Below are 18,200 nucleotides of genomic sequence, written 5' to 3'. Positions count from 1 at the left end.
TTTCGGGGTGTGTAGGGCGAATAACGCCATGGGCGTTATCCGCCGATGTCGCGGATAAGCGGCGGATAACCGCGAGCGGTTATTCGCCCTACGGAGCTGGGGAGGTGTCGGCGTTTCCAGGGCGTTATCCGCCGATTCAGAACGCCAGCAGGTAGCGCAGGGTCAGTTGGTTGCCTTCGCTGCGGTTGCGTGCGCCGCTTTCGGCGTAGAGGTTGGCGAACAGCGTTTGCCTGCCCTGGCTGTACATCACCCCCGGGCCTATGCCGAAGACCTGCTCGCGCGAGTCGGCCTGCCGGTGGTCGTCGATGCGGTCGGCGCTGATCTGTTTCAACTGGTAGCCGGCCAGGCCGATCCGCCAGTGCGGGTCCAGCGCGTAGGAGATCGAGAAGTTCGCGTGCAGCGCCTGGCCCGGCTGTACGTCGTTTGCACCCAGGCGCGGCGAGGGGTCGTCGTTGCGGCTGATCCAGGCGTAGTGCAGGCGGCCGCTGAGTTCCAGGCGCTCGCCCAGTTCCCAGGTGAAGGCGTAGTGCGGGTTGAAGATCCAGGTGTTGCTGCCGGTGTTGATCGCGGCGTCCTTGTCGTAGTCGCCGGTGGGCAGGGAGAAGACGAAGTTCAGGCGCTGCCAGTAGGGGCGGCCGAACAGCGTAGCGGGCCCCCATTGCAGCATCAGCGGACTGACGATCAGGTCGCCCTGGCGGGTGCGCCGGCCGTCCGGGCCGCCGTCGATATCGAGGTCCAGGCGTACCAGCGGCAGCAGCACTTCGGCGCCGTAGTGGGCGCCGAGCAGGGTGTTCTGGCTGAGGTAGGCGAAGTGCGGCAACAGCGTGGTGCCACGAACCCGTTGCCGACCGGGAACCGAATGCCCGCCGGCGTCGCTGGCGTTGTTTGCCCGAACGTATTGCAGGGGCAGTTCGAAGAGCATGCCGGGACGGCTGACGCCGTCCATGAAGCTGGCGTTGCCGAGCGCCAGCGGCGGCAGCGCGACGGCGTCGGCGCGGGCCTCCAGGCAGAGTGCGGCGGAGAGGGCGCCGAAGGTGGGTAGCAGGGCTGCACGCATGAGGGAGTTTCTCTTTTTTCTGGTTCCGTGGGTTCAGAGCAACCTGATCGGGTAGTCGACCACCACCCGGTATTCGTCGGAGCTGGAGTTGCCGCGGGTGTTGCCGGGGGCGGTGTAGCCTTCGCCGGGGCGGTGGGTGGCCCAGCGCAGGGTCACGCTGAGGCCCTTGGCCGGGCCGGCGGGGAAGGCGTAGCGCAGCGACAGGTCGCGTTCCCAGTGCTGGGCGTTCTTGCCATTGGGGTTGTAGAGGTAGCCGTAGCCCGCGCTGTCCGGGTCGACCCGGGTCAGGTCGGCCTGGCCACGGCCGTAGGCGGCGCCGAATTGCCAGTCCGGGGCGGCGAGGAAGGCCAGGCTGGCCTGGTACTGGATCTTCCACGAGCGCTCGCCGGGGCCGTTGAAGTCGGCGTACTGCATGGCGTTGCTTTCGTAGAGGAAGGTCCGGTCGTTCTGCGCGATGAAGTCGAACGGAGTGTCGCCATCGACCTTTTGCAGGCTGAGGCTCAGCGACTGGCCGCCGCCGGCCAGGGTCAGGCCGGCGTTGTAGAGGTCGTTGTCGATCCGGCCGAGCTGGCTGCGGCCCTGGTCGCGGGTCTTGTAGTAATGCAGCCAGGGCGTCAGGGTCAATTGGCTGGAAAGCCGCCACGGCTGGCTGAGGCCGAAGTAGTGCTGGTTCCAGATATCCGCCAGGCGGCCGCTGTAGAGCGTCGCCTGGCTGCCGCCGGGGGCGCTGTAGCTGGCGCCCAGCCAGGCGATGTGCGGGCTTTCGCGATCGGCGGCGATACCGCCCTTGGTGCCGTTGCCGTAGCCGCTGGTGAGATGACTGTGGCCGCTCTGGTTGCGCAGGCGGGTGGCTTCGACGAAGCCGGCGTCCAGTTCGAACGCGCGGAAATGGTAGTTCTTCAGGGTCACGCCACGGTAGCTCTGCGGCACCATGCGACTGACGCCGCTGGCGATCACCGGGTTCTCCAGCAACTGGTCGCCGATCTTCAGCAGGCTGTCCAGGCCGCGCAGCTTGAGGGCCGCGCCGGCGGCGGAGAAGCTGTCGGCGGGGCGACCGGCGGAGTCCAGCGGCAACACGCCGGCGCCGCCGCTGCCGCCACCGCCGTCCAGGCGCAGGCCGTAGAAGGCGTGCGCATCCAGGCCGACCCCTATCGGCGTGTCGGTATAGCCGGAGCGGAACGACAGCATCAGGCCCTGGGCCCATTCGCGCTGGTCGCGGCGGGACGGGGTGTCGTGGTTGTCGCGGGCGAAATAGTAGTTGCGGAGGAAACCGTTCAGCGTCGAGCCTTCGACGAAGCCCGGCGGCACCTTCATTTCGGCTTTCTGCCGCTGGTTCAGGCCGGTGCTGATGTTGTCGCGATGGCCCAGGGAGTCGTCGGCCAGGAGCGAGCCCGGACCTATGGCAAGGGCAACGCAGAGCGTAGCCCCGCGCTTCGTGGAGGAATCAGGCATGGGTCCGGTCCGTAGTCGTTGCTGTCCACCAAGCACCCGCTCGGGAAGGAAGGGGCATGCCGCCCCTTCCTTCCCATGGATCACTTGCGCTGCGAGTCCAGTTGCTCGTGGTTGGTGACCACGGCCTGGGCCTTGGCGTAGCTCTCGATCAGCAGTTGGTAGTGCGGGAAGACCGCGCTGTAGGCCTCGGCGAACTGCACAGCGTCGTCGCGGTTCCAGGTGCGCTGGATTTCCGAGCAGACCGCGGCGGTGTCCATCGGCACCACGCCGGCCTGGACCACCCGTGCCAGGGTGATTTCCTGGGCCATCTTGGAGTAGGTGCCGGAGGCGTCGATCACCGCGAACACCTGATAGCCGTCGTGTACCGCGGCGATGCTGGGGAAGGCCATGCACACGCTGGTGATGGTGCCGGCGATGATCAGTTGCTTCTTGCCGGTGGCCTTCACCGCGGCGACGAATTCCGGGTTGTCCCAGGCATTGATCTCACCCTTGCGCGCGACGTACTGGGCGTGCGGCGCGGCCTCGTGGATCTCCGGGATCAGCGGGCCGTTGGGGCCCTGCGGTACCGAGGCGGTGGTGATCACCGGGATCTTCGCCAGGGTGGCGACCTTGGCCAGGGTGGTGGCGTTGGCGCGCAGTTCGGTCATCGGCATGTCCTTGACCGTCTGGAACAGGCCGCTCTGGTGGTCGATCAGCAACATGGCGGCGTTGGCCGGATCGATCTTCGGGGTCTGGCCGTTGAAGTTGGCGGGAGCGCTCATTTCCATTTCCTCTTGCAGGGTGGTCGTCCGTGAATTTCGGGCAAAGCCCGGCCGGGCCCGCGCTTCCTGCGCGGGCCATGTCGTAGGGGGGCGGACTTCAGTGGGCGCGGATGAAGCGCCCGTTCTCGAAGTCCTCGATGGCCTGGTCGATTTCCTCGCGGCTGCTCATCACGAAGGGGCCATAGCCGATGATCGGCTCGTCCAGCGGCTCGCCGCTGAGCACCAGCAACTGCACGTCGTTGTTGGCTTCCAGTTCCAGCCGCGGGTCGTCGCGGTCGAGCAGGGCGACCTGGGCTTCGCGAACGATCTCGTCGCCGACCGCGAGGGTGCCGCGCAGGACCACCACGGCGCAGGTATGTCCCTTGGGCAGGTCGAGGGCGAGGTGCTTGCCGGCCTTCAGCTGCACGTCCCAGACCGCCAGCGGCGAGTGGGTCAGCGCCGGCCCCTGGTGGCGGCCGTAGCGTCCGGCGATCACCCGCAGTTCGCCGGCCCTGTCGGGCAGGCCGACGCGGGGAATGTCGGCATCCAGCAGGGTCTGGTAGCGCGGCGGGTTCATCTTGTCGCTGGAGGGCAGGTTGACCCATAGCTGGACCATTTCCAGCGTTCCACCTGTGCTACGGAAGCGTTCCGAGTGGTACTCCTCGTGGAGGATCCCGGAGGCCGCCGTCATCCACTGCACATCCCCCGGCCCTATGCGTCCGCCGGCGCCGGTGGAGTCGTGGTGCTCGACCTCGCCCTGGTAGACGATGGTCACCGTCTCGAAGCCGCGATGAGGATGCTGGCCTACGCCGCGGCGCTGCTGTGCGGGGGGGAAATCAGCAGGCCCGGCGTAGTCCAGCAAGAGGAACGGGCTGATATGCTGGCCCAGTGTGTTGTAGGAAAAGAGCGAACGAACGGGGAATCCGTCGCCCACCCAGTGGCGGTTGGCGTTGCCGTAGATTCCCAGGACCTTTTTCACGTCGGTGCTCCTCGATTGAGTCGATGGAGCGATACGCTAGTTCCCGGGAGTGGGAACCGGTAGTCCGCAAATCAAGTCTCAGAGTCTCGCAGGTGGAACGATGAGTGGTGAGCTGGTGTTCGATCTGAACGCGCTTTTCATCTATGCCAAGGTGGTCGAGCACGGTGGCTTCGCCCCCGCCGGGCGGGTGCTGGGGATTCCCAAGTCGACCATCAGCCGCAAGGTCGCGCAGCTCGAGGCGCGCCTGGGCGTACGCCTGGTGCAGCGCTCGACGCGGCAATTCCAGGTGACCGAGATCGGCCAGGCCTACTACCGTCATTGCGTGGCGATGACGGTGGAAGCGGAGGCTGCCGAGGACGTCATCGAACAGAACCGCTCGGAGCCGTGCGGAATGGTCCGCCTGACCTGCTCGACGCCGCTGCTGCACTTCGAACTGGCGCCGATGCTGGCGCGCTTCATGGCGCAGTATCCGAACGTCGAGCTGTATGTGAAGACCTTCAATCGCCGGGTCGACGTGATCGCCGAAGGCTACGACATCTCGCTGTCGCTGCGTTTCCCGCCGCTGGAGGACAGCGACCTGGTGATGAAGGTGCTGGCACGCAGCCCGCAGGTGCTGGTGGCCAGCCCGGAGCTGCTGGCCCGCTACCGCCCGCCGGAGCTGCCGGCCGACCTGTCGGCGATGCCCTACGTCGGCTGGGAGCGTTCGCGCCTGGACGGCAGCCTGCGGCTGGTCGGCGCGGATGGCAGCAGCGCGGCCCTCAACCTGCGCCCGCAACTGCTCAGCGACGACCTCGGCACCTTGCGCCAGGCGGTGCTGGAGGGCGTCGGGATCGGCGGCCTGCCGCTCTGCGTGGTCAGTCGCGACCTGGCCGAGCGCCGGCTGGTGCGGGTGCTGCCGGAGTGGACGCCGGTGGAAGGCATGGTGGTGGCAATGTTCCCCTCGCGGCGCGGGCTGTTGCCTTCGGTCCGCGCGCTGATCGACTTTCTCGCCGCAGGCTTCGCCGACGCCGCGCAGCGCCAGTACCCGGCGCCGGGCTGAGGCTCAGCGACCGGCGCCCGGGCCGTAGAGTCGGAGCAGTTGCAGGGTCACGCCGTTGGACCAGCCGAAGCCGTCCTGCAGCGGGTACTCGCCACCGCCGCCCTGGAGGAGCAGGACCCAGGCCGCGAGCAAGGCGCGGGGCAGGGCGGTTCGATCAGGCATCGGCTGTCTCCTCTTCGACAAACGCCGGGCGCGGATCGGTCGCCGGCGGGGTGCGCCTGGGGCAGCGCGGCAACCCGGCGGGAGGGCCGGGAAGGTCGCTACCCCTGTTTCGGTGAGTCGCGGCGCACGAAGTTCCATCGGAAGGATCGCCAGCGTACCTATCGCTTCCGACAGGTCCTTGCAGATGAACTCCAGCGCTTCGCGCAGGTCCGTCGCAGAAGGGGCGCGAGCCCCCCAGTCGCCGTTTCGCCGTGCCGTTCCCCGCTGCCCGCGCCTTGCGCAGGGCCTCGGCGGTTCGAATCTCCTGCCCGTCCCTTCACGTCGGGAAGCCTGCGTTTCCCGAGAGGAGTGTTTCGCAATGGCCACCGCACTACGCTTCAGACCGCTGGACGCCTTCTACAACGTCCTCAACCCGGTTCCCTTCGGTTTCTTCGTCGCCGCCCTGGTCTTCGACGCCGCCTATTTCGCCACGGCGGAGGTGATGTGGGGCAAGAGCGCGGCCTGGCTGATCAGTATCGGCCTGCTGTTCGCCATCCTGCCCTGCGTCGTCGACCTGTGCCGCGTATGGCTGCTGCGGCGCGCGGCAGTCGTCGCGGCGGCCAGGGTTTCCTCCTTGCTGAAGTTCGCCGGCATCGTCCTGGCCATCTTCAATGCCTTCGTGCACAGCCGCGACGCCTATGCGGTGATGCCGGCCGGGCTATGGCTGTCGATCGCGACGGTGCTGCTGCTGGCGCTGGGAGAGGCGCTCCTGGCGGTATCCGCGGAGGAGGTGGCGCATGGCTAGCCTCCACTCGCTGCGCCCCGTCGCGCTTGCCCTCGGCCTGGTCCTGGCCGGCTGCAATCAGGGGTCGCAGAACGATCCGCAGCAGCAGACCGGCGCCAATCCGGCGCTTCCGGAACCGAAGCACTTCCTTCTGCCGCCGATGAAGGTACCGGAAGGCGTGGGCTGGTCGGGAGAGGCCAAGCCGACGGTGGCCCAGGGCCTGAAGATCGAGAAGATCGCCGATGGCCTGCAACACCCTCGCCAGTTGCTGGTCTTGCCCAACGGCGATGTGCTGGTGGTGGAGGCCAACTCGCCCGGCACCGCGCCGGTGACCACGCCGAAGCAACTCATCGCGGGGATGGTCAAGGGGAAGTCCGGCAAGGCCGGCAAGGGCGGCAACCGCATCACCCTGCTGCGCCGAGCCGGCGCCGGAGGCCAGTGGCAGAAGTACGTGTTCCTGGAAGGGCTGGACTCGCCGTTCGGCGTGCAGCGGGTGGGGGATTACCTGTATGTCGCCAATACCGGGAACATCATGCGCTACCGCTACGTGCCGGGTGAAACCCGGGTCGCCGACCCGGGGATGGAGTTCACCGACCTGCCGGACACCATCAACCACCACTGGACCAAGGCGCTGCTAGCCAGTCCCGACGGGCGCAAGCTCTACGTGGGCGTCGGTTCGAACAGCAACATCACCGAGAACGGCGCGGCGATCGAATACCGTCGCGCGGCGATTCTCGAGGTGGACGTCGCCAGCCGCGGCAGCCGCATCTACGCCTCCGGCCTGCGCAACCCGACCGGCCTGCAGTGGGAACCGGTCTCCGGCAAGCTGTGGACCATCGTCAACGAGCGCGACGAGATCGGCAACGACCTGGTCCCGGACTACCTGACCTCGGTACGGGAGGGCGGCTTCTACGGCTGGCCCTACAGCTACTTCGGCCAGCACCTGGATTCGCGGGTGAAGCCGCAGCGTCCCGACCTGGTGGCGAAGGCCATCGTCCCCGACTACGCGCTGGGTTCCCACGTGGCCGCGCTGGGCCTGTTCTTCTACACCGGCGACGAGTTGCCCGAGCGCTATCGCAACGGCGCCTTCGTCAGCGAGCACGGCAGTTGGAACCGCTCGCCGGTCAGCGGCTTCCAGGTGGTCCATGTGCCGTTCGCCGACGGCAAGCCCGCCGGTGCGCCGCAGCCGGTGGTGACCGGGTTCGTCTCCGCGGACGAGAAGCAGTTGTTCGGCGCGCCGGTGGGGTTGGCGCAGGCGGCCGACGGCGCGTTGCTGATCGCCGACGACGTCGGCAATGCGATCTGGCGGGTGAGCGCCGCGGGCACCGACTAGCGGCCCGCTCGACGGTGTCCGGGCCGGAGCTGGCGGTCCGGGCATCCGGCGCAGTAAATCCGTGCGTCCCTCCTGCGTCTCCTGTGCATCCGATCCGCGAATGCCGCCCCTGGCGGCAGGATCGCTCGTTGCCAGTGGAACACCACCACGCCTTGAGGGTTGAAGACATGCACGTCGCCACCAGCGTCATCGAAGACCAGCCGCTCCGCGCCACCCCGGCGGAGGGCGAAACGCTCTACGAGTTCTCCCAGTCGCCCTTGCTGGAACGGCAAAGCCGCCAGGAGTCCAACGCGCGCAGCTATCCGCGGCGGATTCCGCTGGCGCTGAAGAAGGCCAGGGGGCTGCTGGTGGAGGACGTCGAGGGGCGTACCTTCATCGATTGCCTGGCCGGCGCCGGCACCCTGGCGCTGGGGCACAACCATCCGGTGGTGATCGAGGCGATCCGCCAGGTTCTGGCCGACGAGCTGCCGCTGCACACCCTCGACCTGACCACCCCGGTGAAGGACCAGTTCGTCCAGGACCTGTTCGGCCTGCTGCCGCCGGCGCTGGCCGCCGAGGCGAAGATCCAGTTCTGCGGCCCGACCGGCACCGACGCGGTGGAAGCCGCGCTGAAACTGGTACGCACCGCCACCGGGCGCAGCACCATCCTGTCGTTCCAGGGCGGCTACCACGGCATGAGCCAGGGCGCGCTGGGGCTGATGGGCAATCTCGGACCGAAGAAGCCGCTGGGCGCGGTGCTCAGCACGGGCGTGCAGTTCCTGCCGTATCCCTACGATTACCGTTGCCCGTTCGGTCTCGGCGGCGAGGCGGGGGTCAAGGCGAACCTGCACTACCTGGAGAACCTGCTGAACGATCCGGAAGGCGGCGTGCAGTTGCCGGCGGCGGTGATCGTCGAGGTGGTCCAGGGCGAGGGCGGCGTGGTCCCGGCCGATCTCGACTGGCTGCGCGGCTTGCGGCGGATCACCGAGCAGGCCGGGGTGGCGCTGATCGTCGACGAGATCCAGAGCGGCTTCGCCCGTACCGGCAGGATGTTCGCCTTCGAGCACGCCGGCATCGTCCCCGACGTGGTGGTGCTGTCCAAGGCCATCGGCGGCAGCCTGCCGCTGGCGGTGGTGGTCTACCGCGAATGGCTGGACAAATGGCAGCCCGGCGCCCACGCCGGCACCTTCCGCGGCAACCAGATGGCCATGGCCGCCGGTTCGGCGGTGATGCGCTACCTGAAGGAACACGACCTGGCGGCCCACGCGGCGGCCATGGGCGAGCGCCTGGCCGAGCACCTGCGCATCCTCCAGCGCGACTATCCGCAACTGGGCGATATCCGCGGTCGGGGGCTGATGCTCGGGGTCGAGATCGTCGACCCGCAGGGCGAGGCGGATGCCCTCGGTCATCCGCCGACCGACGGCGCCCTGGCCTCGCGGGTCCAGCGCGAGTGCCTGAGGCGCGGCCTGATCCTCGAACTGGGCGGCCGCCACGGCAGCGTGGTGCGCTTCCTGCCGCCGCTGATCATCGGCGCCGAACAGATCGACGAGGTGGCCCGGCGTTTCGCCCGCGCCCTCGGCGCGGCGCTGGCCGGCTAATTTTCCCGCCGGGCTTTTCGTTATCCAACGCAAGGGCCGTGCTGCGCGCGGCCGTTCGATCCCATCAGGAGCAAGCAATGACTTCAGTGTTCGACCGTGACGACATCCAGTTCCAGGTAGTGGTCAACCATGAGGAGCAGTATTCCATCTGGCCGGAATACAAGGAGATTCCCCAGGGCTGGCGGGCGGCCGGCAAGAGCGGCCTGAAGAAGGACTGCCTGGCCTACATCGAGGAAGTCTGGACCGACATGCGCCCGCTGAGCCTGCGCCAGCACATGGACAAGGCGGCCGGCTGAGTGGGCGGTACGCCCGTACGGCTGTTCTGCCTGCCGTATTCCGGCGCCAGCGCCATGACCTACAGCCGCTGGCGGCGCAAGCTGCCGGCCTGGCTGGCGGTGCGTCCGGTGGAGTTGCCGGGGCGCGGGGCGCGGATGGCCGAGCCGTTGCAGACCGACCTGGCGAGCCTGGCGCAGCAACTGGCGCGCGAGCTGCACGACGAGGTCCGCCAGGGTCCCTACGCGATGCTCGGCCACAGCCTCGGCGCCTTGCTCGCCTGCGAGGTGCTGTATGCCTTGCGCGAACTGGGTTGCCCGACGCCGCTGGGGTTCTTCGCCTGCGGCACCGCGGCGCCGTCGCGACGCGCCGAGTATGACCGCGGTTTCGCCGAGCCGAAGAGCGACGCCGAGCTGATCGCCGATCTGCGCGACCTGCAAGGTACGCCGGAAGAGGTGCTGGGCAACCGCGAGCTGATGAGCCTGACCCTGCCGATCCTGCGCGCCGATTTCCTGCTCTGCGGCAGCTACCGTCACCAGCGGCGCCCGCAGCTGGCCTGTCCGATCCGAACGCTTGGCGGCAGGGAGGACAAGGCCAGCGAGGAACAGTTGCTGGCCTGGGCCGAGGAAACCCGCAGCGGTTTCGGACTGGAGCTGTTCGACGGCGGGCACTTCTTCATCCATCAGCGCGAGGCCGAGGTGCTGGCGGTCGTCGAGCGCCAGGTCGAGGCCTGGCGCGCGGGGCAGGGCGCCGCGGCGTTGGCGGTGGAGTCGGCGGCGATCTGCTGATGCCCGCGAGGGCGCCATAGGCCCTGCGGCGGGTCCGATGTCGACGAAAAAAAGGCCGGTGAGCAGCGCTCCCCGGCCTTTTTTTCGTTACGAGGCGCGGCTCAGCCTTTACCGGCCAGCAGCCCTTCGACTATCGCTTTCATGTCGCTTTCCAGGCCGGCCACCGGGTCCGCCGCCTCGGTGTCCACCACTACCAGGCGTGCGCCGCTGGCGGCGATGGCATCGGCGAGGGGCTTGGGTGGCTGGCGATGGTGCAGGACCAGGGCGATGTCCTCGCTCTTCAGCTCCTCGGCGAAAGCCTGGATACTGGTCTCGGTCCAGCCGTCGTCGGCCTGGATCTCCACGTCCAGCGGGTCCAGGTTGAGCCCGGCGAGCAGGTAGCCGAGGCGTTCGGAGAGGCTGATCACGCTGAGGTTGTCGGCCTTCGCCAGGCGAGTTTCGTTACTGGCGGTCGCTTCCAGCAATTGCTTCTTCAGCGTCGCCAGGTTGGCCTGGATGGTCGCTGCGGCGCCGGGCGCCAGGCGTTCCAGGTCGCTGGCGAGGACATCGGCCATGCGTCCCAGGTTGGTCGGGTTGAGCCAGGGGTAGGCATGCAGGTCGCTGCCGGGGCGCAGGGCGATGCCGGGCAGGGCGCCGTCCACCGGACGCGCGGCGTCGATCTCGACGATACGGATATTGCTACGGCGGGCCAGCGGGTAGAGCGGGTCGTCGCTCCAGATCGAGCGCAGGTCGATCACCGCGTCGGCCTGCCCGGCGGCTTTGGCCAGGCCGCCGGCGCCGCGCCCGGCGAAGAACGAGGCCTGGCGGCTGGCCGGCAGGTTGGCCGGGGCGACCCGTTGCAGCTTGACCTCGGTGTCCCGCAGTAGGCGTTCGGCGAGGGCGTGGGTGACCGGCAGGCTGGCCAGTACCGTGACTTGCGCGGACTGAGCCGCGGCCGGCGTCGCGGCGAGGGCCGGGAGCGGGCCGGCGAGTCCGGCGCAAGCCAGGGCCAGGGCGAGGCAATGGGGTTTCAGGTTCATCCGGGGGTTCCTTTCAGGTGCGGCAGGCAGCCGCGAGCGATGGCGGCGAGGCCGAAGGCCAGGCCGGCGACCAGGATGATCGCGGCGCCGGAGGGAATCGGCAGGTCGAACATGATCGGCAACAGGATACCGGCCAGCGTGCTGACGGTGGCGATCAGCACCGCCAGCCAGAAGAACCCTTTCAGCGACTGGCTGACCAGGCGCGCCGCCGCCGCCGGGATCACCAGCAGGGCTCCGACCAGGATCGCGCCGATCACTTTCACCGCGGCGACGGTGACCAGGGTCACCAGGGCTACGAACAGGTAGTCCAGGCTCTTCACCGCGACCCCGCGCACCGCCGCCAGTTGCGGGTTGAAGCTGGCCAGCATGATGCGGTTGTACAGCGGCAGGGCCAGGCACGGCACCAGCACGGCGACCGCCGCCAGCACCGCGAGGTCATGGCCGTTCACGGTCAGCACCGAGCCGAACAGCACGTTCTCGAGGATATGCACGTTGATCTTGCCCGCCAGCACCAGCAGCAGGCTGGCGCCGAGCGCCAGGGACACCGAGAGGAACACCCCGATCAGGGTGTCCGGGGCCAGGCCGGTGCGGTTGCGCAGGTAGTTGAGCAGGACGCCGAACAGCAGGCAGTAGCCGAACAGGCTTCCGTAGGGCCCGGTGTAGGGCTCGCCGAGCAGGATGCCGATGGCCACGCCGGTGAGCGCGGCGTGGCCGACCGCCTCGGAGAAGAAGGCGAAGCGCTTGACCACCACCAGGGTGCCGAGGCCGCCGAGCACCGGGCCGATCAGCAGGCCGGCGAGGAGCGCGTTGACGACGAAGCCGTAGGCCAGGGTCTCCGGCAGGTAACCGGCGGCGGCCCAGGCCTGGACGGCCTGGCGCAGTTGTTCGTAGGCGTCGTTCATCGGCTGGCCTCCACGTTCTTCCGGGGCTGGGTGGAGAACAGCGTGAGCAGGCGTTCCGGGGTCAGGCTGCTGGCCGCCGGACCGTCGAACAGCAGGTGGCGGTTGAGACCGCTGACCCGGTCGGCGAGGCGGCCGACGGCCTCCAGGTCGTGCTCGATCCAGAGCACGGTGACGCCGGCCTGGCGCCAGTCCAGCAGCAGCCGCTCGAAGACCTGGATGCCGCCCTCGTCGAGGGCCGACATCGGTTCGTCCAGCACCAGCAGTTGCGGCGGCGGTACCAGGCCCTGGGCCAGCAGCACGCGCTGGCGCTCGCCGCCGGAGAGGGCGCCCATGCGCCGACCGCGCTTGGCCAGCATGCCGACCCGCTCCAGGGCCGCGTCGATCGCCGGGCGCCGGCTGCGCGACAGGCCGAGGAAGGCCGGACGGCGCTGGCACATGGCGGCCATGAAATCGTCGACGGTGAGCGGCAGGCCGCGGTCGAACTCCAGCGCCTGCGGCACGTAGCCGATGCAGCCGGGCGCGCCGGGCCACTCCAGGCGCAGCTCGCCGCGATGCGGCATCTGCCCGAGCAGGGTCTTGACCAGCGAACTCTTGCCGCCGCCGTTCGGTCCGACCAGCGCGTGCACGCTGCCGGCCTCGACGCGCAGGCGCACGCCATCGAGGATGCGGCTGCCGCCGAGGCTCAGGTCGATCCCGGCGAACTCGATGGCCGGCCCGCAAGGCGTGGCGCAAAGCCGTTCGGCCACGGTCATGCGCCGGACTCCTGGATGGCGCGGACCACGGTGTCGAGGTTGCGCGCCATTTCTTCCTCGTACTTGCCGGCGCTGTAATCGCCATAGGAAATGTGCGACAGCGAATAGAGCTTCACCCCGGACTCGCGCTGGATGGTCTCGACGTAGGTGGAGGGGAAGTCGATCTCGGAGAAGATCACCTTCACGTCCAGCGCCTTGAGCTGGTCGATGGTCTTCTTCAACTGGCTCGGACTCGGCTCGATGCCGTGGGCCGGCTCGACCACGGCGGTGACTTCCAGGCCGAATTCGCGCAGCAGGTAGTCGTAGGCGCCGTGGATGGTGGCGACGCGGAAGTCGGCGGCCGGGGCCTTGTTCAGCCGCGCCAGGGCGTCGGCGCGCAGGGCCCGCAGGCGCTTGGCGTAGGCCCGGGCGTTGCGGGTGTAGGCCTTGGCGTTGGCCGGGTCGAGCTTGCCCAGTTCGCGGGCGATGGTGTTGACCTGGGTGATCGAGGCACTGATGGACAGGAAGGTGTGCGGGTTGACCACCTTGCCGGCGCCGCGCGCGGCCATGCCAGTGGCGGCCAGCAGCGGCACCTTGGCGTTCGCCTCGATCACCGGGATGCCGGGCTTTTCGCTGGAGGCGATCATGCGCTCGGCGAAATCGTCATGGCCGACGCCGTTGAGCACCACCACGTCGAGCGTGCCGATGCGTTTGATGTCCTCGGCGCGCGGCTCGTAGGCATGCGGGTTGAAACCGGCGGGGATCAGCGGCACCACCTCGGCCTTGTCGCCGACGATGTTGCTCACGTAGCTGTAGTAGGGATGCAGGGTGATGCCGATGCGCAGGCGCTTGCCGTCTTCGGCCTGGGCCAGCGGGGCGAGCAGGGCCAGCAGCAGGGCGGCCAGCAGGGCGCGGCCCGGGAGGAGGGCGGCGAGGCCGCGCGGACGGGATGAGCGACGGGAGAACAGCATGGAAAAACGCCTTCTGTGGAGTCGATGTGCGATCAATGGCGGTGCTGACGGGTCACGCCGGCGTCGAAGCGGCTGACCACCTGGCGCCAGCCGGCGTCGGCCAGGGCGCGGGCGTCGCCCGGTACGGCGCCGGCAGCGGCCGCGGCGGGCTTCAGCCAGACTTCGGCGGGGCCGAGCAGCAGGAGGAACGAGCCGGCCACCTCGGGCTTGCCGCTGACGCCCAGGTAGCTAGGACGCCCGGCGGTTTCGCCGTGGCTCCAGCGGTGCTCGCCGCGGCTGCTTGCGGCGACGTCGGCGACGAAGGGCGGGAAGCCCTCGGCGGCCAGTTCGTCGACGGAGGGCGCGGCTTCGCCGTCGTCCAGGCGCGCCTGGATGTCTTCGGCGGCGACCTGCAGGTCGGCATAGATGCCCTGTTCGGCGGCATTCAGGTCGAGCCGGGCATCCACCTGGTGGGCGTCCAGGGCTTGCGCTTCATGGGACTGCTGGCGCAGCCCGACCACCGTGGCGGCGAGGGCCAGAATCAGCACGCTGCCGAGCAGTACGTAGAGGGTCTCGTGGCCGGCGCCGGCCGGGCGGACGGTTTCGACGCTCATGGCGCGGCGATGTCGGCGTGGTCGATTTCCACCACGTGGCCGGGGCCGGCGTCGAACAGCACGTAGAACTCGCCGTCGGGACGCTTGAAGGTCAGGGTCGAGTCGGCGCCGAGCTTGCCGGGAACCAGGATCTGCTCGTCGTAGCCGATCACGTCGAGGGTCACGCCGGGGGCGCCGCTGCCGTCGGAGAAGCCGCCCTTGCAGCGGATCTCGCCGGCCTGCACTTCCTCGCATTCGCAGATCGGGTTGTGCGCCAGGGCCGCGCCGCTCAGGCCGAGCAACAGGGCGGCCAGGGGCAGGCGCCAGGGGCGGGTGTGGATGCTCATTGCTTACCTCGTTTGTTCAGCCAGGCCACGGTGGCGGGGGATGCCTCGGCCAGGGGAATGGAAGCCTGGTGCATGGAGCCGTCCCAACCTTCCATGGTGATCCACAGCTCGGCATCGGGCCGGGTGCGCGGCGGGATCGGCACGCTGGTGCCCATGCGGTAGGGGCTGCCGAAGAAGATCACCCCGGCGGCACGCAGGCTGCGCGGCTTGCCGATGCGCAGGTAGGTCGCCTTGACCTGGGGAATGCAGGCCTGGCAGAGGGCGGCATTGAAGTCCTTCATGAAGCCGGCGGGGCCTTCGTCGTGCGGCGGTTCGATACGCCATTCGGCGAGCTTGAGACTCCAGGGGCCTACCTGGACTTCGCCGATCTCGCGTTCACCCAGTCCGCTGCTGCCAGAGAACAACGCCATGTCGGCGAAATAACGCGGCATGAAACCGAGCGGGATCAGGATCAGCAGAACGTTCAGGTGGAAACGCCAGCGCAGCCAGAACTGGCGCAGCGGCGAAACGGGCTGGGCAACGGCGGCCTTGCTCATGGCTGTCCCTCCGCGGTCTGGTTGGCCATTACCGGCGCCGGCTTGGCCGGTTTCGGCTGGCGCGCCGGGCGCTTGCCGCGCTTGACCAGCGCGGCGGTGGCCTGTGCGGTGCGCTTGCTCCAGATCAGCAGGCCGCTGAGCACCATCATGCTCAGCAGCAGGCCGAAGACGAACCAGATCAGCTTGACCCAGATACCGCCGAAATCGCCGGTGTGCAGGGGACGCATGGATTCGGTGACGAACTGCAGGGGGGTACGGTCGCTGAGCAGGCGGGTGGTTTCGATCTTGCCGGTATAAGGGTTCAGCGCGGCCGACTGGAACATGAGCGGATACCAGCCGCGTCCGGCCACGAACATCGGGCTGTAGGCGTTGCCGGGCAGGAACACCGCGCTGGCCTCCAGGCTGGGGATACGCCCGGTGACGAGCCGCACCGCCTCGTCCAGCTCGATGTATGGAACCTTCTGACCGGGTGCGGCGCGGGGCACGTCGGCGCGTGCGATGACCGGAGGGATGCCGTCGTTGGTCAGGGTGACGTGGTTGTCGGCAAGGATGGCCTGGATCAGGAACCAGGTGCCGGTGATGGAAATCAGGGCGATGAACCAGATCGACCAGATGCCGCTCAGGCGATGGAAGTCGCCCCAGAAGATCCGGGCGCCCTGGTTGATGCGTAATCTGGGTTTGAGAAAGCCCTTCCAGAATCGTTTATAGACCACCAGCCCGGTGATGAGCGATGCCAGCATGGGGAGGCCGAGCAGCGAGACCATGTACCAGCCCCAGCTGTAGCCGTTGTTGAACGGAACCAGCCACCATCCGTGCAGGGCACGGGTGAACTGACGAAAGTCGAAGGAGGGGCTTTCGCCCTGGATGGCGCCGGTGTAGGGGTTGATGTACAGGGTCGCCTCGCTGCCGCCGGGATAGCTGACCTCGGCAGTAAGGGCGAAATGCTCTTCGTCGGGGCGCTGGATGGATTCGACCAGGAGGTCCGGTTGGGCTTCGTTGATCGCCTTCAGGACCTGGCTGAAGCTGAGCGGCTCGGCATCTTCGTAGGGCTTGCTGGCCCGGACGTCAGGGTTGGCCAGCCAGACGATCTCCTGGCTGACCACCGCCAGGGTGCCGGTGACGCAGACGATCAGGACGAAGAACCAGATGGGCAGGGCCAGCCAGCTGTGGACGAGGAACCAGAGTCTGGAGCGGGACTTTTTCGACATGAGGCTAACGGTAGGTTAGGGGTCGTGGGCACCGACCATGGGTTGCGGGGACTGGATGCGCCCCGTTCATCCATATAGGACGAATGAGGCCGGTAGAACCTGAAGGGGAAGATGAAAGCAAATGTTTCGCAGTTGCTTTCAGCCTGGTGCCGGCGGCTTGTCCGAGGGCTTCCGTAAACGCCTGATGGCTATGCAAAAAAACCGATCGGCCAAGGTGCGACCGGAAGTCGCTGTCCGGTTAATTTTCACGATGTGTCGTCCGTTTCACATGAATGACCGAGCCCCGCGCTCGTTGCCCATGTGCACGGAAGAAGACCGATGAACGCAGAAGATTCCCTCAAGCTCGCCCGCCGCTTTATCGAACTACCCGTTGAGAAGCGTCGGGTCTTCCTCGAAACCCTGCGAGGGGAGGGAATCGATTTCTCGCTGTTCCCGATTCCGGCCGGCGTGTCTTCGGCCGAGCGCAACCGCCTGTCCTACGCCCAGCAGCGCATGTGGTTCCTCTGGCACCTGGAGCCACAGAGTGGCGCCTACAACCTGCCCAGCGCGGTGCGCCTGAACGGACCGCTGGATCGCCAGGCGCTGGAGCGCGCCTTCGCCAGCCTGGTGCAGCGTCATGAAACCCTGCGTACGGTGTTCCCGCGCGGCGCCGACGACAGCCTGGCGCAGGCGCCCCTGCAACGCCCGCTGGAGGTTGCCTTCGAGGATTGCAGCGGCCTGCCCGAGGCCGAGCAGGAAGCCCGCCTGCGCGAGGAGGCGCAGCGCGAGTCGTTGCAGCCGTTCGACCTGTGCGAGGGGCCGTTGCTGCGGGTCCGCCTGATCCGCCTGGGCGAGGAGCGGCATGTGCTGCTGTTGACCCTGCATCACATCGTGTCCGACGGCTGGTCGATGAACGTGCTGATCGAAGAATTCAGTCGTTTCTACAGTGCCTATGCGACTGGCGCGGAGCCCGGCCTGCCGGCCTTGCCGATCCAGTACGCCGATTACGCCCTGTGGCAGCGCAGCTGGCTGGAGGCCGGTGAGCAGGAGCGCCAGCTGGAGTACTGGCGCGGCAAGCTCGGCGAGCGGCATCTGGTCCTGGAGTTGCCGACTGACCATCCGCGTCCGGCGGTTCCCAGCTACCGTGGCAGCCGTTACGAGTTCAGCATCGAGCCGGCCCTGGCCGAGGCCCTGCGCGGCACCGCCCGACGCCAGGGGCTGACCCTGTTCATGCTGTTGCTCGGCGGCTTCAATATCCTCCTGCAACGCTATAGCGGGCAGACCGACCTGCGGGTCGGCGTCCCCATCGCCAACCGCAACCGCGCCGAGGTGGAAGGGCTGATCGGCCTGTTCGTCAACACCCAGGTGCTGCGCTCGGTATTCGACGGCCGCACGTCGGTGGCGACCCTGCTGGCCGGGCTCAAGGACACCGTGCTTGGCGCCCAGGCCCATCAGGATCTGCCGTTCGAGCGCCTGGTCGAGGCGTTCAAGGTCGAGCGCAGCCTGAGCCACAGCCCGCTGTTCCAGGTGATGTACAACCACCAGCCGCTGGTGGCCGACATCGAGGCGCTGGACAGCGTGGCCGGCCTGAGCTTCGGCCAGCTCGACTGGAAGAGCCGTACCACCCAGTTCGACCTGAGCCTGGATACCTACGAGAAGGGCGGCCGCCTGTACGCCGCGCTGACCTACGCGACCGACCTGTTCGAGGCGCGGACCGTCGAGCGCATGGCGCGGCATTGGCAGAACCTGCTGCGCGGCATGCTGGAGAACCC

General features: G+C 68.2%; 19 protein-coding genes and 1 pseudogene. 7 read left to right on the top strand and 13 right to left on the bottom strand.

The annotated features are described in order from the left end of the window. Positions 1-136: 136 nt before the first annotated feature. The 4 genes from HMPREF1224_RS13935 to HMPREF1224_RS13920 form a co-directional block, all read right to left on the bottom strand. Positions 137-1,057, bottom strand: coding sequence for a SphA family protein (locus tag HMPREF1224_RS13935; RefSeq protein WP_003089649.1), 921 nt, complete (start codon positions 1,055-1,057; stop codon positions 137-139). 33 nt (positions 1,058-1,090) lie between these two features. Next, entirely contained in the window at positions 1,091-2,509 is a 1,419-nt protein-coding gene (locus HMPREF1224_RS13930; protein WP_010793034.1) for an OprD family porin, read from the bottom strand. 80 nt (positions 2,510-2,589) lie between these two features. Further along, positions 2,590-3,270, bottom strand: a complete 681-nt coding sequence (locus HMPREF1224_RS13925; protein WP_003089647.1) for a hydrolase — start codon at positions 3,268-3,270, stop codon at positions 2,590-2,592. A gap of 97 nt (positions 3,271-3,367) precedes the next feature. Further along, entirely contained in the window at positions 3,368-4,228 is an 861-nt protein-coding gene (locus tag HMPREF1224_RS13920) for a pirin family protein (RefSeq protein WP_003089646.1), read from the bottom strand. Between the two features lie 100 nt (positions 4,229-4,328). Between HMPREF1224_RS13920 and HMPREF1224_RS13915 the strand changes: the two genes are divergently transcribed. Then, complete coding sequence (locus HMPREF1224_RS13915; protein ID WP_003105956.1) at positions 4,329-5,267, top strand: LysR substrate-binding domain-containing protein; 939 nt, start codon at positions 4,329-4,331, stop codon at positions 5,265-5,267. A gap of 3 nt (positions 5,268-5,270) precedes the next feature. Here the strand turns inward: HMPREF1224_RS13915 and HMPREF1224_RS45235 are convergent. Next, a pseudogene (locus tag HMPREF1224_RS45235) lies at positions 5,271-5,369 on the bottom strand (trehalase family glycosidase); the annotation flags it as partial. A gap of 418 nt (positions 5,370-5,787) precedes the next feature. Between HMPREF1224_RS45235 and HMPREF1224_RS13910 the strand changes: the two are divergent. The 5 genes from HMPREF1224_RS13910 to HMPREF1224_RS13890 all read left to right on the top strand — a co-directional run bounded on the left by HMPREF1224_RS13910 (position 5,788) and on the right by HMPREF1224_RS13890 (position 10,163). Continuing rightward, on the top strand, positions 5,788-6,213 hold the full coding sequence (locus tag HMPREF1224_RS13910) for a DUF2231 domain-containing protein (protein WP_010793032.1): 426 nt from the start codon (positions 5,788-5,790) through the stop codon (positions 6,211-6,213). Beyond that, positions 6,206-7,525 (top strand): PQQ-dependent sugar dehydrogenase, encoded by a 1,320-nt coding sequence (locus tag HMPREF1224_RS13905; RefSeq protein ID WP_004349906.1) that lies wholly within the window; start codon positions 6,206-6,208, stop codon positions 7,523-7,525. The genes HMPREF1224_RS13910 and HMPREF1224_RS13905 overlap by 8 nt, the downstream gene beginning before the upstream one ends. Before the next feature lie 167 nt (positions 7,526-7,692). Continuing rightward, positions 7,693-9,102 (top strand): aspartate aminotransferase family protein, encoded by a 1,410-nt coding sequence (locus HMPREF1224_RS13900; protein ID WP_003089638.1) that lies wholly within the window; start codon positions 7,693-7,695, stop codon positions 9,100-9,102. A gap of 77 nt (positions 9,103-9,179) precedes the next feature. Then, positions 9,180-9,398 carry an MbtH family protein gene (locus HMPREF1224_RS13895; RefSeq protein ID WP_003089636.1) on the top strand — a complete coding sequence of 73 codons (219 nt, stop codon included), beginning with the start codon at positions 9,180-9,182 and terminating at the stop codon, positions 9,396-9,398. Next, complete coding sequence (locus HMPREF1224_RS13890; protein WP_010793031.1) at positions 9,399-10,163, top strand: thioesterase II family protein; 765 nt, start codon at positions 9,399-9,401, stop codon at positions 10,161-10,163. It begins immediately after the preceding gene. 101 nt (positions 10,164-10,264) lie between these two features. Here the strand turns inward: HMPREF1224_RS13890 and HMPREF1224_RS13885 are convergent, their stop codons facing one another. The 8 genes from HMPREF1224_RS13885 to HMPREF1224_RS13850 are packed head-to-tail and all read right to left on the bottom strand — an operon-like array spanning position 10,265 to position 16,449. Further along, positions 10,265-11,182, bottom strand: coding sequence for a metal ABC transporter solute-binding protein, Zn/Mn family (locus HMPREF1224_RS13885; protein ID WP_010793030.1), 918 nt, complete (start codon positions 11,180-11,182; stop codon positions 10,265-10,267). Continuing rightward, positions 11,179-12,084, bottom strand: coding sequence for a metal ABC transporter permease (locus HMPREF1224_RS13880; protein ID WP_003106903.1), 906 nt, complete (start codon positions 12,082-12,084; stop codon positions 11,179-11,181). Before HMPREF1224_RS13880 ends, HMPREF1224_RS13885 begins: the two co-directional genes overlap by 4 nt. Beyond that, positions 12,081-12,836: a metal ABC transporter ATP-binding protein gene (locus tag HMPREF1224_RS13875; protein WP_010793029.1), complete on the bottom strand. Its 756-nt coding sequence runs from the start codon at positions 12,834-12,836 to the stop codon at positions 12,081-12,083. Before HMPREF1224_RS13875 ends, HMPREF1224_RS13880 begins: the two co-directional genes overlap by 4 nt. Further along, complete coding sequence (locus HMPREF1224_RS13870) at positions 12,833-13,786, bottom strand: metal ABC transporter substrate-binding protein (protein WP_003113055.1); 954 nt, start codon at positions 13,784-13,786, stop codon at positions 12,833-12,835. Before HMPREF1224_RS13870 ends, HMPREF1224_RS13875 begins: the two co-directional genes overlap by 4 nt. Positions 13,787-13,818: 32 nt before the next feature. Then, a complete protein-coding gene (locus tag HMPREF1224_RS13865; protein WP_003089625.1) occupies positions 13,819-14,379 on the bottom strand; it encodes a DUF6162 family protein in 561 nt (186 codons plus the stop codon). Continuing rightward, on the bottom strand, positions 14,376-14,705 hold the full coding sequence (locus tag HMPREF1224_RS13860; protein ID WP_003089624.1) for a hypothetical protein: 330 nt from the start codon (positions 14,703-14,705) through the stop codon (positions 14,376-14,378). Before HMPREF1224_RS13860 ends, HMPREF1224_RS13865 begins: the two co-directional genes overlap by 4 nt. Further along, entirely contained in the window at positions 14,702-15,241 is a 540-nt protein-coding gene (locus HMPREF1224_RS13855; protein ID WP_003111932.1) for a hypothetical protein, read from the bottom strand. Before HMPREF1224_RS13855 ends, HMPREF1224_RS13860 begins: the two co-directional genes overlap by 4 nt. Continuing rightward, positions 15,238-16,449 (bottom strand): PepSY-associated TM helix domain-containing protein, encoded by a 1,212-nt coding sequence (locus HMPREF1224_RS13850; protein WP_003106912.1) that lies wholly within the window; start codon positions 16,447-16,449, stop codon positions 15,238-15,240. The genes HMPREF1224_RS13855 and HMPREF1224_RS13850 overlap by 4 nt, the downstream gene beginning before the upstream one ends. A 318-nt stretch (positions 16,450-16,767) precedes the next feature. Here HMPREF1224_RS13850 and HMPREF1224_RS13845 point away from each other — a divergent pair. Beyond that, a partial coding sequence (locus HMPREF1224_RS13845) for a condensation domain-containing protein (protein ID WP_010793028.1) occupies positions 16,768-18,200 on the top strand: 1,433 nt, incomplete at its 3' end.

Origin of the sequence: Pseudomonas sp. P179, assembly GCF_000478485.2 — a bacterium.
GTDB lineage: Bacteria > Pseudomonadota > Gammaproteobacteria > Pseudomonadales > Pseudomonadaceae > Pseudomonas > Pseudomonas aeruginosa.
Note: the sequence above shows the minus strand (reverse complement) of the source record. Positions and strands in the feature narration are given on the sequence as shown.